At 46.3% G+C, this 14868-nt stretch carries 16 protein-coding genes and 1 riboswitch; of the genes, 4 read left to right on the top strand and 12 right to left on the bottom strand.

All coding sequences use genetic code 11. From position 1 onward, the window contains the following. Positions 1-22: 22 nt before the first annotated feature. The 6 genes from spoIIIAB to KY305_RS09650 all read right to left on the bottom strand — a co-directional run bounded on the left by spoIIIAB (position 23) and on the right by KY305_RS09650 (position 4271). Entirely contained in the window at positions 23-538 is a 516-nt protein-coding gene (spoIIIAB, locus tag KY305_RS09675; protein ID WP_223062335.1) for a stage III sporulation protein SpoIIIAB, read from the bottom strand. Further along, the gene (gene spoIIIAA, locus KY305_RS09670) at positions 532-1455 is read right to left on the bottom strand and encodes a stage III sporulation protein AA (RefSeq protein ID WP_223062334.1); all 924 of its coding nucleotides are present in this window, start codon (positions 1453-1455) and stop codon (positions 532-534) included. The genes spoIIIAB and spoIIIAA overlap by 7 nt, the downstream gene beginning before the upstream one ends. A gap of 76 nt (positions 1456-1531) precedes the next feature. After that, positions 1532-1813: a YqhV family protein gene (locus KY305_RS09665; RefSeq protein WP_061521982.1), complete on the bottom strand. Its 282-nt coding sequence runs from the start codon at positions 1811-1813 to the stop codon at positions 1532-1534. Positions 1814-1960: 147 nt separating this feature from the next. Continuing rightward, positions 1961-2518: an elongation factor P gene (efp, locus tag KY305_RS09660; protein ID WP_214798550.1), complete on the bottom strand. Its 558-nt coding sequence runs from the start codon at positions 2516-2518 to the stop codon at positions 1961-1963. A 25-nt stretch (positions 2519-2543) separates the two neighbouring features. Further along, on the bottom strand, positions 2544-3605 hold the full coding sequence (locus KY305_RS09655; RefSeq protein WP_223062333.1) for a M24 family metallopeptidase: 1062 nt from the start codon (positions 3603-3605) through the stop codon (positions 2544-2546). A 129-nt stretch (positions 3606-3734) separates the two neighbouring features. Then, positions 3735-4271: a YqhR family membrane protein gene (locus tag KY305_RS09650; protein ID WP_223062364.1), complete on the bottom strand. Its 537-nt coding sequence runs from the start codon at positions 4269-4271 to the stop codon at positions 3735-3737. Between the two features lie 219 nt (positions 4272-4490). Between KY305_RS09650 and KY305_RS09645 the strand changes: the two genes are divergently transcribed. Together KY305_RS09645 and KY305_RS09640 are read left to right on the top strand one after the other, a co-directional pair. Then, positions 4491-5447 carry a DUF1385 domain-containing protein gene (locus tag KY305_RS09645; RefSeq protein ID WP_223062332.1) on the top strand — a complete coding sequence of 319 codons (957 nt, stop codon included), beginning with the start codon at positions 4491-4493 and terminating at the stop codon, positions 5445-5447. Positions 5448-5483: 36 nt separating this feature from the next. After that, complete coding sequence (locus KY305_RS09640; RefSeq protein WP_061521977.1) at positions 5484-5879, top strand: SA1362 family protein; 396 nt, start codon at positions 5484-5486, stop codon at positions 5877-5879. On the opposite strand, the gene KY305_RS09635 is transcribed toward KY305_RS09640, so the two are convergent. The 3 genes from KY305_RS09635 to KY305_RS09625 all read right to left on the bottom strand — a co-directional run bounded on the left by KY305_RS09635 (position 5876) and on the right by KY305_RS09625 (position 8222). After that, entirely contained in the window at positions 5876-6751 is an 876-nt protein-coding gene (locus tag KY305_RS09635; RefSeq protein ID WP_223062331.1) for a patatin-like phospholipase family protein, read from the bottom strand. The genes KY305_RS09640 and KY305_RS09635 overlap by 4 nt on opposite strands. Before the next feature lie 108 nt (positions 6752-6859). Next, positions 6860-7288 (bottom strand): transcriptional regulator MntR, encoded by a 429-nt coding sequence (mntR, locus tag KY305_RS09630; protein WP_214798533.1) that lies wholly within the window; start codon positions 7286-7288, stop codon positions 6860-6862. Positions 7289-7385: 97 nt separating this feature from the next. After that, positions 7386-8222 (bottom strand): lipoate--protein ligase family protein, encoded by an 837-nt coding sequence (locus KY305_RS09625; protein ID WP_223062330.1) that lies wholly within the window; start codon positions 8220-8222, stop codon positions 7386-7388. Positions 8223-8413: 191 nt separating this feature from the next. Between KY305_RS09625 and KY305_RS09620 the strand changes: the two genes are divergently transcribed. Next, positions 8414-8797, top strand: coding sequence for a rhodanese-like domain-containing protein (locus KY305_RS09620; protein WP_214798527.1), 384 nt, complete (start codon positions 8414-8416; stop codon positions 8795-8797). Between the two features lie 46 nt (positions 8798-8843). Here the strand turns inward: KY305_RS09620 and gcvPB are convergent, their stop codons facing one another. From gcvPB to gcvT, 3 genes are read right to left on the bottom strand one after another with little or no spacing between them, the layout of a single operon-like run. Further along, the gene (gene gcvPB / locus KY305_RS09615) at positions 8844-10319 is read right to left on the bottom strand and encodes an aminomethyl-transferring glycine dehydrogenase subunit GcvPB (RefSeq protein ID WP_223062329.1); all 1476 of its coding nucleotides are present in this window, start codon (positions 10317-10319) and stop codon (positions 8844-8846) included. Next, positions 10312-11658 (bottom strand): aminomethyl-transferring glycine dehydrogenase subunit GcvPA, encoded by a 1347-nt coding sequence (gene gcvPA / locus KY305_RS09610; RefSeq protein ID WP_223062328.1) that lies wholly within the window; start codon positions 11656-11658, stop codon positions 10312-10314. The genes gcvPB and gcvPA overlap by 8 nt, the downstream gene beginning before the upstream one ends. A gap of 14 nt (positions 11659-11672) precedes the next feature. Further along, on the bottom strand, positions 11673-12773 hold the full coding sequence (gene gcvT / locus KY305_RS09605; RefSeq protein WP_223062327.1) for a glycine cleavage system aminomethyltransferase GcvT: 1101 nt from the start codon (positions 12771-12773) through the stop codon (positions 11673-11675). Positions 12774-12952: 179 nt separating this feature from the next. Beyond that, a riboswitch (glycine riboswitch) is annotated at positions 12953-13054 on the bottom strand. 143 nt (positions 13055-13197) lie between these two features. On the opposite strand from gcvT, the gene KY305_RS09600 reads away from it, so the two are divergent. Beyond that, entirely contained in the window at positions 13198-14868 is a 1671-nt protein-coding gene (locus KY305_RS09600) for a DEAD/DEAH box helicase (protein ID WP_223062326.1), read from the top strand.

The raw sequence follows: 14868 nt of genomic DNA, 5'->3' as shown, positions 1-14868 counted from the left end.
TTTATGTTTGCTCCCCTCATGTTTACATCAATAGAAGAATGAGTAACAGTCCGGCCAAAAACCCTAAACTTTTCACCATTTTTTCATTTTTCGCCTGCGCCCGCCCGGCATCCGCTTCCGCCGCTTCTAAATGTGTAAGCGCAAGCTTAATATGTTTCTGCTGAGAAACCCGGTCATGAAGCCCAAGCGTCTCTCCAAATTGTTTGAGCACGTCATATTCGCTTTTTTTCATCGCCATCGAGTGCCACGTTTTTTTTAAGCTTTGCTCCCAAGCCGTTTTGGCCGAATCGCTTCCCTTCTCAAGCCTCTCGCTAAAGAATTGAAACAATAACGATACAGGACGGGAAAGCTGTTTGGCAATTTGCCCTGACGCTATGTGCAGCGGTGTGTGCCCATACATAATTTCCGCCTCAAGTGATTGCAGCGCCGCACGCAGCTGGCGGATCTGCCTTGGCCTTTCTACGTAGATTTTCGCGATTTCAAAACCTGTCCACGTCGTCGCCGTCAATATGAAAATAGCGCCTAATAACTTCAGCATGTGAGCACGCCTTCCGCCCGCGGGACCGGCTCTCCGCCGCTTCCGTACATCCGGCTGACCGTACCGGGCCCGCGGCGCCTTGACAGCTCAACATAGCGGTCGAATACTCTCTCCTCCCACAGCAGCTTCAATGACGGCCTCTTCACCAAATCTTTCATATTCCATCCGTGTGCGGAAACGATAACTGACACCCCTGCATGCAGCGCCTCCATCAGCGCCTCTGAGTCTTCCATTCTCCCGATTTCATCCACGATGATGACGTCGGGGCTCATCGAGCGAATCATCATCATCAGCCCCTCTGCCTTCGGGCAGGCGTCCAGCACGTCTATCCTTTTGCCGAAGTGATGCTGAGGGATTCCCCGCAGGCATCCGGCAATTTCAGACCGTTCATCCACGATCCCGGTCTTTTTAGCCGGAATGCTTTTCGTTCCGCTGCTGGAAACCCTCGCCAAGTCACGGAGCAAGGTTGTTTTTCCCGTTTGCGGCGGGCCGATGATCAGTGTGTTCAGCCAGTTTTCCTTCCACAAGAAAGGAATGAGCGGATCTGCGATTCCAAGCTTTTCGCGGGCGATCCGTATATTAAAAGAGGTAATATCCCGGAGTCCTTTGACGGCTCCGTTTTCTACAATCACTCTTCCGGCCAGCCCCACCCGGTGGCCCCCTCTGATCGTGATATATCCTTTTTTCAGCTCTTCTTCCAGCGTGTACATGCTGTAATTGCTGAGCCGGCTGAGGATAAGATGCGCGTCATTGGCCGTGCAGATATAAGACAAAAAAAGAGGTTGTCCTTTTTGGATCAGTTCAACCGGCCTGTCGACACGAATTCTGATTTCTTCTGTGTCCCGCCGCTTTTCTTCCGGCACGGCGGAGATGGCATGCCTCATTAATTCAGGGAGAACCTCTGTAATTTCATTCAATAGAGTCTCCTCCTTTTTACCGATTGGCTTCTTTAAAATGTATGACCTGGGACAGACTTTATGACAAATCTCTCCGCTATTTATGGACGCCTGCCAAAATCAGAACTACGCCTGTAAAAATCAGTATCAGCTTTGCATAAGAGAGCTGCCCTGCAATCTGGTAAATGCCGATCGTCATCGTAATGATAAAGATCAACGGGCCGATGATCGCCAAAATACTGTTGACCACAATCGCCTTTCTAATATCGTTTGTGACAAGCATGATAATAGCGGCTGATAATTCAATGACTGATGACAAAACTCGTAAACCGGCCATCGTTAAAACGGTAGAATTGATTGAACCAAACAAAAATTTCATTGCAATCCCCCAACTTCAAGCGTTTTGTTACACTATATGCTCTAGCTTCGGGAAGTAGTCTCAGTTTTTTTCATATAAAAGAAAGAATCTGTTTGAACGCAAAAAAAGCCTGCTCCTGAAAAAGGAGCAGACTCTATCATCTCTTTACTATGCTCTTGACACGTAAGAGCCGTCAGATGTATTGACAACAAGCGTATCGCCTTCGTTCACAAAGAACGGCACGTTTACGACAAGACCTGTTTCAGTTTTGGCAGGTTTCGTGCCGCCTGAAGCCGTGTCGCCTTTAATTCCCGGCTCTGTTTCAACAACTTTCAATTCAACTGTGTTCGGCAGTTCAATACCGAGCGTTTCAGACTGATACATCATGATATGCACGGACATGTTTTCAAGCAGGTATTTCAATTCGTATTCAATTTGGCTCGCGTTCAGTTCAAGCTGTTCGTATGAACTTGTATCCATGAATACGTGCTGATCTCCATTAGCATAAAGATACTGCATTGTTTTCGTTTCGATTTGGGCCTTAGCCACTTTTTCACCCGCACGGAATGTTTTCTCCTGGATGGCGCCAGTGCGCAGGTTGCGGAGTTTAGAACGGACAAATGCCGCTCCTTTTCCCGGCTTTACGTGCTGGAAATCAACGACGCGCCAAATGCCGCCGTCCACTTCAATCGTTAGTCCTGTACGAAAATCGTTAACTGAAATCATGTTTTACGTCCTCCTATATTCCCAATCACAAAATAATTAATTCTTTAGGGGAATGCGTAATGGTCCGGTTGCCGTCCTCTGTGATGATGATATCATCTTCGATTCTGACGCCCCCTAATTCCGGTATGTATATGCCCGGCTCAACCGTAACCGCCATGCCAGGCTCAAGAACGGCTGATGATCTGAAAGATAATCCGGGCGATTCATGGACTTCCATGCCCAACCCGTGGCCTGTCGAATGGCCGAAGTACTGGCCGTAGCCTTTTGCAGAGATGTGATCTCTCGTCAAGGCATCCGCTTCTTTTCCTGTCATGCCAGGTTTAATATGCTGAACGCCGAGCGCTTGAGCATCGAATACGACTTGATAAATCTCTTTCAGTTTATCACTCGGCTCTCCCACCGCGACGGTGCGTGTAATATCAGAACAATAACCTTTATAGTAAGCGCCGAAGTCGAGCGTCACAAAGTCTCCGTTTTCAATTAATTTGCCGCTTGCCACTCCGTGCGGAAGGCTTGACCTTATGCCTGATGCGACAATCATATCAAAGGAAGAACCGTCGGCTCCTTGATGCCTCATATAAAATTCAAGCTCATTGGCAACTGAAATTTCAGAGATGCCGGGTTTGATAAACGTCAGGATATGTTCAAATGCATCATCCGCAATCTGCGCAGCTTCCTCTAATATCTTAATCTCTTCACTTGACTTAATCAAGCGCAACTTTTCAACCGAATCCGCGACGGGAACCATCTCTGCTTCATTTAACACCGCATGGTATGATGCATATGTGCCGTACGTCATGCTGTTTTGTTCAAAACCGAGCTTTTTAATGCCGAATTCAAGGATCGTATCGGCAGCCGTTTGAATTAAGCTTCCGCTGTGTTCGATAATCTCAAAGCCTTTCACTTGAGCTTTCGCCTGCTCAGTGTACCGGAAATCTGTAATGAATGCCGCTCGTTCTCCTGATATCACCGCTAGTCCGGACGAACCCGTAAACCCCGTCATATACTGCAAATTGGCGGCGCTTGTCACAAGTATTCCGTCTATCCCCAGCTGGCCGAAAAGATTTCGCAATTTCTCAAGTTTCATTCTCTTTCTCCTCCTTGCCGATTCTTGACTATCGCCTGACACCGCGGGAGAGCAAGCCCGCCCGGTTTTCAGCATAAAAAATGTTCACTTCTCGTGAACATTTTACCATACCGCACAGGGATTATACACTTATTCACTTGTCTTGCCGAGCGCTCTGGCAAGCTTGTCTGACGTCAGCTCATTATAGGCAAATGAGATCGAATAACCGACAAACACTCCATACAGAATATAAAGGCACAGCGTCGTCACGATTGTATCTGATTTCAATTCAGTCACGGACCGTACATCCTGAAAAATCGGATTGAACAAGAAAAAAACAGCGAACCATAAAATAACGCCGTACACCATACCGGGCCACATGGTTTTAAAACGTTTTAAAAAGATAAAATAAATAAACGCTCCGGCAATCGAAATCAAACCGATAACCACAATGCTGATGATTGTGCCGAGCCATTGTTTTTTCCATTCTCCGATCATAAACGGCTGAAGAATCATATTCGGGCTGATCTCCGAAAAGTGAAATATATAACCTAGATAGCCGATCAAACTCCAAAATACGCCTCCGGCAAACCCTATCCCGCAGATTCTGCCTGTAAAAGAGACGGGCTGGTGATCATCTTGTTTATTCTTTTCTTCTTGTTGTTCTGTATTTTTTTCGTTGGTCATCATGCCACCTCCAATTATAGAGTGCCCAAAAAATAAAAAGTCATAAAGAAGCCCGCATTATTTTCATGTGATGAGTAAAATTTCTAAATAAGGGTAAACTGCTTATAGAAAAAGTATTGATTTTCCAGCTGTCTAACTAGAGGTTTACCGCTGTTTCCTGTACAATAGAGTGAAAGGAAATGGTTAGTAATCCTAAGAAAACAGGCAGGTTGATAAACGATGTCAAAACAAAAAACGCCGCCCGCATACGGCGGGCAGGCAGTCGTTGAAGGCGTGATGTTCGGAGGCAAACGGAATTATGTGACCGCCATCCGCAGAACTGACGGAAGCATTGATTTTTTCAGGCTTCCGAGAGTGCCGAACGCCAAACTGGCAGCCTTGAAAAAAATTCCGTTCTTACGCGGCATTATTGCGATTATTGAAGCAAGCGCCAACGGCACAAAGCATTTAAACTTTTCAAGCGAACGTTACGGGCTTGATCCTCACGACGACGATAAGCTTGAAAATGAAGAAAAGAAAGGCTCGGGCTTATCCATGTTTTTCAGCCTGGCAGTCATCGGCGTGATATCGTTTTTGTTCAGCAAATTCGTTTTTACGCTCGTTCCGGTCTTTTTAGCGGAGCTGACGAGGCCGGTTTTTTCCTCAGATGCCGCGCAAATCGGGATAGAGAGCCTGTTTAAGCTTATGCTGCTTCTCGGCTACATTTATTTTTTGTCGATGACGCCGTTAATTAAAAGAGTGTTTCAATATCATGGGGCCGAACATAAAGTCATAAACTGTTACGAACAGAATTTGCCAATTACAGTGGAAAATGTTCAAAAGCAGTCCCGGCTTCATTACCGATGCGGTTCAAGCTTTATTTTATTTACGATCATTGTCGGCATGTTTGTGTATTTGCTCGTTCCGACAGATCCGCTTTGGGTGCGTATTTTAGACAGAATTGCGCTTATACCGGTCGTCCTTGGCATCTCCTTTGAGGTGCTGCAGCTGACGAACAGAGTGCGGAATATCCCCGTTTTGAAGGTGCTCGGTTATCCCGGCCTTTGGCTGCAGCTTTTAACGACAAAGGAACCTAAAGATGACCAGGTCGAGGTTGCGATAGAAAGCTTTAACGAGCTTCTCAGACTGGAAGACATCTCAGAACAGAGAGAAAAACCGTCTCACAATGTGATCTAAACCGTTACCCGTTATTATTTTCGGAGGTGGGCAGTTATGAATCATCGTGTACAACCTATTATTGCTGTATTAATTGCGCTTGGCGCATTCGGCTTCATTTATGCGGCGGTAACCAACCCCGGGCAAATGATCAGCAGGGCCATTACCGTCATCCTCGCAGGTGTCATTATTTATTTTATCGTCAGATCGGTAATGAACCGCCGCGCCGGACAGGACGGAACCGCCTTTAAAAAAGCGGCGAAACAATCGCGGCGCCGAATGAAGGAGCAAAAAGCAAAGCACCGCGCAGGGCACAGAGGGCGGGTCAGCCATTTGAGGAGCGTGCCTAGCGACAGCAAACCTAAGCCGATGATTCTTAAGAAAAAAAGCCAGACCCAGCTGACCGTCATTGAAGGAAAAAAAAATAAAAAGAAAAACAGAGCGCTTTTTTAATAGGTCCATTGCTTCAGAAATTGCTCTGTCCTGCTTTTTCCTAGCTCAATGAGGGCTAGTTTTTTTTGTTCCGTGAGATGAAACTCGGTCGCCATCACATGCTCCACCGGGATAAAAATAATGTTTTGTTCGTATCTTGTCGCAATATGCCTTGCGTCATGGGCGTCTTTCATCGTTTCAAACAAAGCGCCAAACAGCTCAAACGCATTCCGAATTGATTTTTTCGGACGTTCTTTTGCATGAGGCGAAAGCGAGATGCCGATCACGGGCCGCTTGCGTTCCTTTGAAAACAGCCAAATCGGAAAGTTGCTTAACACGCCCCCGTCTACGACCGTGGATGTGCCTTTGTCGGTTTTTAATTTAATCGGCTCGAAAAAATAAGGGATGCTGCAGCTCATCCTGACAGCTCTGGCAACCGGGAACATTTCAGGATTTAACCCGTAGCGTGGGAGGTCATCCGGCAGCACGATCATCGTTCCGTTTGTCAAGTCAGAGGCAATCAGACGGAGCGATCCTTTCTTCAAATCCCCAAACACGATAATGCCCTTTGCTTTTAATTTCTCCGCAATCCACTTTTCCAGCGTGTCGCCTTTATATAGGCCAAGGCGCCAATATATGGACACCCACTGTAAGAGTTTGAGCGGAAGGAATGAAAATCTCTGGTCTAACAATTGCTTCTCTTCTACTTCATCAATGATCGTATGAATCTCCCTGCTTGTGTAGCCTGCGGCGATGAAGGCAGCGATAATCGCGCCGGCGCTTGTTCCGGCAAGCCTTTCAAAGCGGAAGCCCTGCTCCTCAAGCGCTTCATAGGCGCCTGCAAGGGCTACCCCTTTTATCCCTCCGCCAGAAAATACGCCGTCAATGTGCATAAGCGCCCTCTCCCTTCCTCCCAAGGTGTATTACTATTTTAAGAAACAGCTTGGTGAAATAGACCTGAATGAAGACATAAAAAAAGGGCGCCCTTTTCGGGCTGCCCTTTACTCAGCAGGATTTTCTGTTTTTTTCTGTACAGATTTCAGTTCTTTTTTACGGCCCTCGTCATCTTCGAAATATTGAACAAGGTCGCCGATGCGATCAATGCTGTTCCAGCTCAAATGATGTTCGATTCCTTCGACATCGTTGTAAATTTTCTCTTCGTCAACACCAATGATTCTTAAAAACTGCTCCAGCAATTCGTGTCTGTATACGAGCCGTTTGCCTATTTTTTTCCCTTTAGTGGTCAATACGAGCCCTCGATATTTTTCGTAAATCAAATACTCGTCTTTATCTAGTTTTTGAACCATTTTCGTTACAGAGGAGGGGTGGACTGCCAATGCTTCCGCAATATCAGAAACCCTTGCATATCCTTTTTCTTCAATCAGCATATAAATCTGTTCAATATAATCTTCCATACTTGGTGTTGTCATCGTAACCCTCCCAAAAAGCACCTTAACTTTATAAACCATTACAAGTTTACACTAACGGTCATGAAAAAACAAGGATGCTTCCGGCTTGTCAAGCCTTTTAGCGCTTATAATTCCATTCATCAGATGCATATTTTGTTTCGGCGAGTTCGTTGACAAACTCCAATTCCTCTGCCGTAAGCGTATACGGCTCAAGATGAATGTTCAGCCCTTCTTCAAATCCGGCTTTAAAAGCTGTGCGGGCCTCATCCATCGTCACTCGTTCCTGCGCTAAAGCGTTAATCGCAACCGCTTTATTTTTGAAATTTCGCTGCATGCGCTCACGGACTCTGTCGCTCGGATATAAAAACAGGTCGAACAGCTTGTCCTCGTCAATGTCAAGCAGGATGGAGCCGTGCTGAAGAATGACGCCTTTTTGTCTTGTCTGGGCGCTCCCCGCCACCTTCCGCCCTTCAACGACCAGCTCATACCAGGAAGGAGCATCAAAGCAGACTGAGGAGCGCGGATTTTTAAGGCTTTCTTTTTCTTTTTCCGTTCTCGGAATGGCAAAGTATGCATCAAGGCCCAGATTTCTGAATCCTTGCAGGATGCCTTCTGAAATGACCCGGTAAGCTTCTGTTACCGTTGCCGGCATTTCCGGATGATCCTCTGAGACGATCACGCTGTAGGTCAATTCTTTATCGTGAAGAACGCCGCGTCCGCCCGTCGGCCGTCTGACGAAACCAAGGCCGTGCTTATGTACTGCATCAAAGTTAATTTCCTTCTTAATATTTTGAAAATACCCGACAGACAATGTCGCCGGATTCCAGCCGTAAAAACGGATTACCGGAGGAATTTTTTTTTCGCTGTGCCAATATAAAAGCGCTTCATCAAGCGCCATGTTAAATGCCGGGCTTTTATTCCCTGAGTCAATAAACCGCCATGTTTCTTTTTCCATATATTAAACCCTTCTTTATCGTTTTAATAAAATCAGTTTATCAAACTGATGGGAAAATGAAAAATATTTCGTTTCATTAAGGATGACAATCTCTTCACGCTTTACTATAATAGTATTTGTCCCAAAAAGTCCGGTAAGCCTTGTTTTTTATACAGGGTTTTGATTTTATAAGCTAAAGGAGTAGAATCACATTGTCTAACATGATTGCTTTGATTATTGTCGCGGCATTTCTCGTTTATATGATCGTGTCGTATTTTTATCAGCAGCGTTTAATGAAAACACTTACGGAAGAGGAATTCCGCGCGGGCTACCGAAAAGCGCAGCTCATTGACGTTCGGGAACCGAATGAATTTGAAGGCGGCCATATTCTCGGCGCGCGCAACATACCCCTGTCCCAGCTTAAACAGCGAAAAAATGAAATCCGTCCGGATAAGCCCGTGTACCTTTACTGCCAAAATAATGTCCGCAGCGGACGCGCTGCCCAGACGCTCCGTAAAAACGGCTGCAAGGATATTTACAATTTAAAAGGCGGGTTTAAAAAATGGAGCGGAAGAATTAAAGCGAAAAATCAATAACCAAAAAGAGCTGTCCGTTTATAACGGCAGCTCTTTTTTACGCCCTTTAACGTTTGTCATCAGGAACATGTTCATATTTTAAGACCGGGTGTCTTGCAGCCTTGGTTTCATCCATTCTCTTCACAACCGTCGTATGCGGCGCCTCTTGCACAACCTCAGGCGTTTCCTCCGCTTCTTTGGCGATTTGAATCATCGCATCGATAAAGGCATCAAGGGTTTCTTTTGACTCCGTTTCGGTCGGTTCAATCATGATGCTTTCTTCAACGTTCAAAGGAAAATAAACGGTTGGCGGGTGATAGCCGAAATCCAAAAGCCGTTTTGCAATGTCCAGCGTTCTCACGCCGAGCTTTTTTTGCCGTCTTCCCGATAACACAAATTCATGCTTGCAATGGCGGTCGAACGGCAGATCATAATACGGCGCAAGCTTTCTCATCATATAGTTGGCATTTAAAACCGCGTTTTCGGTCACAGCCTTTAACCCGTCCGGTCCCATGGAGCGGATATATGTATAGGCTCTTACATTAATGCCGAAGTTGCCGTAATAAGGTTTGACGCGTCCAATTGAGTGCGGGCGGTCATAGTCAAATGTAAAACGACCTTCTTTTTTCGTTAATACTGGTTTTGGCAGATACGGAATAAGTTCCTTCTTCACTCCGACCGGACCTGAGCCCGGGCCTCCTCCTCCGTGCGGCCCCGTAAACGTTTTATGCAAATTTAGGTGAACGACGTCAAATCCCATGTCGCCCGGTCTTGCTTTACTTAATACCGCATTTAAATTCGCTCCGTCGTAATAGAGCTTTCCGCCTGCCTGATGGACGATTTGCGCCATCTCGGTAATGTTTTCCTCAAATAATCCGAGGGTATTCGGATTCGTCAGCATCAGCGCGGCTGTTTCTTCATTTACCGCTCTTTTCAGATCATCAATATCAACAAGCCCGTGTTCATTTGATTTCACGGTAATGGTTTCAAAACCGGCGACTGTTGCGGAAGCGGGATTCGTACCGTGTGCGGAATCAGGCACAATCACTTTCGTCCGCCCGTAATCTCCTCGTGCTTCGTGATAGGCGCGGATCATCATCAGGCCCGTCCATTCACCGTGAGCGCCAGCGGCCGGCTGCAGCGTCACTTCATCCATTCCCGTAATCTCTTCCAAGTGCCCGCTTAAATCGTATAATAACTCAAGCGCCCCTTGAACCGTATCCTCATCCTGAAGCGGGTGAATCGCAGAAAGTCCGGGGATCCGGGCGATTTTTTCATTCAGTTTCGGATTGTATTTCATCGTACATGACCCAAGCGGATAAAACCCTGAATCGACTCCGTGGTTTCTTTTGGAAAGAGCGGTATAATGCCGCATGATATCAAGCTCTGAGACCTCCGGCAGTTTAGCGTCTTCAGTACGGATATAGTCATCGGGAAGCAGGCTGTCCAATTCCGTTTCCGGCACGTCAAGCTCCGGAAGACTGTAGCCGACGCGCCCTTCGCGGGACAATTCAAAAATAAGCGCCTGATCTTGATTATTCATGGTGATCCCCCAATCCCGCAATAAGCGAATCAATTTCTTCTTTTGTTCTCAGCTCCGTGACGGCTATAAGCATATGCTGCTCCAGCTCAGGATAAGCAAGGCCTAAATCATACCCGCCGATAATGCCTTCTTTTAATAAGCGGCTGTTTGCTTCTTTTACAGGCTCATTCAGCTTAACAGCAAATTCATTAAACATCGGGCCTTTAAACGCGACTCGCAACCCGGCTTTTTCCGCCTGGCGCTTAGCGTAATCTGCTTTCAGGATATTCTGACGGGCCATGTCTTTTACCCCGTTTTTCCCGAGCGCCGTCATCGCAACTGAAGCCGCCAAAGCATTCAGCGCCTGGTTTGAACAAATATTGGAGGTAGCTTTGTCTCTCCTGATATGCTGCTCGCGCGCCTGGAGGGTGAGGACAAAACCTCTTCGTCCGTTTTCATCCTCTGTTTGACCGACAAGCCGCCCCGGCACTTTCCTCATCAGTTTTTTCGTTACCGCAAAGTAGCCGCAGTGCGGGCCGCCAAACGCCGCCGGTATACCGAAAGGCTGTGCATCTCCGACGACGATATCCGCTCCGGATGCCCCCGGCGGCGTTAAGATGCCGAGCGCGAGCGGGTTTGAAGAAACAATCATCTGGCTTTTTCCTTTATGCGCGATTGGCTCAATCTCTTTTAACGGCTCAATTTGCCCAAAGAAGTTCGGATATTGGACGATAACGGCCGCTGTCTCTTCACAAACAGCATCCTCCAGCGCTTCAAGATCCGTCACGCCATTTTTCGCAGGCACCTCTATAACCTCAATATATTGGCCTTTTGCGTATGTTTTCAGCACATCTCTTGATTCCGGATGAACGGCTGAGGAAATAACGATTTTTTTCTTTTTCGTATGCCCTGAAGCAAGCATCGCCGCTTCAGCTAACGCCGTTCCTCCGTCATACATAGAGGAGTTTGCGATATCCATCCCCGTTAATTCACAGATCATCGTCTGAAACTCAAAAATCGCCTGAAGCTCGCCTTGGGATATTTCGGGCTGATAGGGCGTGTATGCAGTGTAAAACTCTGATCTGGAAATGACATGATCCACGATGACTGGCTGATAGTGGTCGTACACTCCTGCGCCCAGAAATGATGCATATGTAACGGCGTCCTTGTTTTTAGCTGCGAGCTTCGTCAGTTCTCTCGTTAACTCGGTTTCTGATTTTGCTTTTTTAATGTCATAGTCCTTTGGAAACCTCACATTTTCCGGGATATCGGAAAACAGATCATCAATTGTTTCTGCGCCGATGGCTTTCAGCATTTCTTTTTTATCCTGTTCTGTCGCGGGCAAATATCGATGCTTCATATGACTCTCCTTTTTCAGCTATGTTTTGGACGTTTATAAAACGGTGTGCGGACAATCTTCGCTTTTACTGTTTTGCTGCGGATTTCCACCTCTACTTCAGTACCGATTTCACTGAATTCCGTCTTCAATAAGGCGAGGCCGATATTTTTCTTTAATGTTGGAGATTGTGTGCCTGTTGTAACCTCACCGATCTGTATACCGTCTTTTTTCACGGCATAACCATGCCTCGGTATTCCTTTTTCAATCATTTCGAGCCCTGCAAGCTTACGGGGAGCTCCTTTTTCTTTCTGTTCACTCAATACTGACTTCCCGAAAAAATCGGAATCTTTCTTATGTTTTACGGCAAAACCGATTCCCGCTTCAATCGGCGTAATGTCTTTAGTGAGCTCCTGCCCGTATAACGCCAGTTTCGCTTCAAATCTCAGCGTATCGCGGGCGCCCAGTCCGCACGGCATGAGGCCGTTTTCCTCTCCGGCTTTAACAATCTGCTTCCAAAGGCTTACCGCATCTTCATTGCGGCAATAAAGCTCAAAGCCGTCTTCCCCGGTATATCCTGTTCTGGAGAGCAGAACTTGATGTCCGGCGACAGCTGCCCCATCAATAAACGTAAACGGCTTTAATGAAGACAGATCAATTTCCGTCAGTTTTGTGAGAACCGTCTCAGCTTCCGGCCCTTGAACAGCCAGCAATGAGAGCTCGCCGGACTGATCTGTTATCGTGACATCCCCTTCGGCATGCTCCTTCAGCCAAGCGATATCTTTGTCGATATTAGACGCATTAATGACGAGTAAATAGCAGGTGCCGCTTTTCTGATAGATCAGCAAGTCATCAACCGTCCCGCCGTCCGGATAACACATTGCGGTATACAGCGCGCTCCCGGGCTTTAAGTCCGCAACGTCATTTGTCATCATCTTTTGCAGAAAAGGCAGACTGTCTATTCCGGATACTTCGACTTCTCCCATATGAGACACATCAAACAGGCCCGCTTTTGTCCGGACGGCTTCATGCTCCTCCTTAATAGAAGAAAATTGGACCGGCAGCTCCCAGCCTCCAAAATCAATCGTTTTTCCGCCGTATTCTTTATACACTTCATAAAGCGGTGTTCGTTTCAGCATCATCTTCCCCCTTCAGCTCATTGGCGCATTGTATAAAACCATATAAAAAAGGACAGAGAAACGCCTCATTTACATGAAGGTTTCTCTGTCCCGGCACCTGAAAGTTTACTTTATGAAACATCATAAAGACGTCCCCTTTGGTGGTCTGCTTCTATCTTTGCAAACACTCTCCAGAGTTGCGTCGAGCAAGAGTTCTTTTGCCTGAGAGATTCACTCCGCAGTTTGCTCCTTCGGCGCCCGGATGCGCTATTTTTCGTCCGGGTCTCTCCCCTTGCTGTCATTCGCTCATATTTACCAATTGTTATGGACATACTAAAGCAATATCTTTGGTGAAATCATTACTTATATCCTACCACCCTCACTTACGTCCGGCAACAAAAATTATGATAAATCAGTTTTTTAAAAGAAAGGCGGTTTTATACACATGGCGACAGAGATCATATTCGATTCGAATTGGCCGGGGGAGTTTTTGGAACGCCTGAAAACAGACGGCCCCTGGTCAAATTGGGAGCTGTACAAGCTGTCTGCTGAAGTACAGGAAACCCTTGCCATTCCTGAATTTGAGGGTTTAAGGGCTCCTTTGTACCTGCCTGATTTCACCCCGCTTCCCCATCAGCTTGAGGTAGCGCAGAAGGTTGTAGAAAAAATGAACGGCAAAGCGATATTGGCAGATGAAGTAGGATTGGGCAAAACCGTAGAGGCCGGCCTGATTTTAAAAGAGTACATGATTCGCGGACTGGCCAAAAAAATCCTCATTCTTGTGCCCGCATCGCTTGTATCGCAGTGGGTGAAAGAGCTGCAGGAGAAATTTTTAATCCCGGCCGTTGAGCAGAAGAAAAGCTATGTTTGGGAGCAGTGCGATATCGTTGTCTCTTCAATTGATACGGCAAAGCGTTCGCCTCACAAGGACATCGTACTGTCTATTCCGTATGATCTTGTCATCATCGACGAGGCGCATAAGCTCAAAAACAGCAAAACGAAGAATTATGAATTTGCGAGAAGCCTTGTTAAAAAGTATTGCCTGCTGCTGACGGCAACGCCGATTCAAAACCGGATTGAGGAGATCTTTAATTTAGTGTCGTTATTGAAGCCCGGCCATTTAGGCAATGAAAGCGGATTTCAAGAAACGTTTAATAAAAAAGACGGAATTGATGACCACGAGCATTTAAAAGAACTGGTCAATAAGGTCATGATCCGCAATACACGGAGCGACACGGGGCTTACGTGGACGCAGCGCCATGTTGAAACGGTGCCCATTACGTTTTCGCCGACGGAACAGGCGCTTTACGATGACATTAACGCACTGAAAAACGGCATGGAAAAGCCGACAAGCGCTTTTTCCATTATGACGCTGCAAAGAGAATGCTGTTCGAGCAGAGAAGCGGTCTATATGACACTCAAAAAAATGCTCGACAAAAAAGACAAACAAGCGCCCGCCTTTGACGAACAGACGATCGCGAATTTAATGGAGCGCATCAATCAGGTGACACAAAATTCAAAAGCGATTCAGGTCGTTGATTTAATTCAAAAAATTAATGACAAGGTCATTATTTTTACCGAATACCGGGCAACCCAGATTTATCTGCAGTGGTTTCTTCAGCAAAACGGAATTAGCTCGGTCCCTTTCAGGGGCGGATTTAAGCGCGGAAAAAAGGACTGGATGAAGGATCTTTTCCGCGGCAAAGTTCAGGTGCTGATCGCGACAGAAGCCGGAGGAGAAGGGATCAACCTGCAATTTTGCAATCATATCATCAACTATGATCTGCCGTGGAACCCGATGCGTCTTGAGCAAAGAATCGGGAGGATACACAGGCTCGGACAGGAAAGAGATGTCCATATTTACAACATGGCGACAAAACATACCGTCGAGGAGCACATCTTAAAGCTTTTATATGAAAAAATACATTTATTCGAAAATGTAGTCGGTGAATTAGATGATATTTTAACAAAAATCAAAGTGAACAATTTCGAAGAGCATTTGAATGATATTTTATGCCATTCGCTGACCGAGGAAGAAATGAGAATCAAAATGGACAATCTCACTTCTTTCTTATCGTACAGCAAGGAAGGGCCGGCCAGAAAAAAAGGCTCTTAA

It is taken from the genome of Bacillus sp. YC2 (assembly GCF_019891195.1).
Classification (GTDB): Bacteria; Bacillota; Bacilli; order Bacillales; family Bacillaceae; genus Bacillus.
This window is presented reverse-complemented; position numbering and strand designations above follow the sequence as displayed.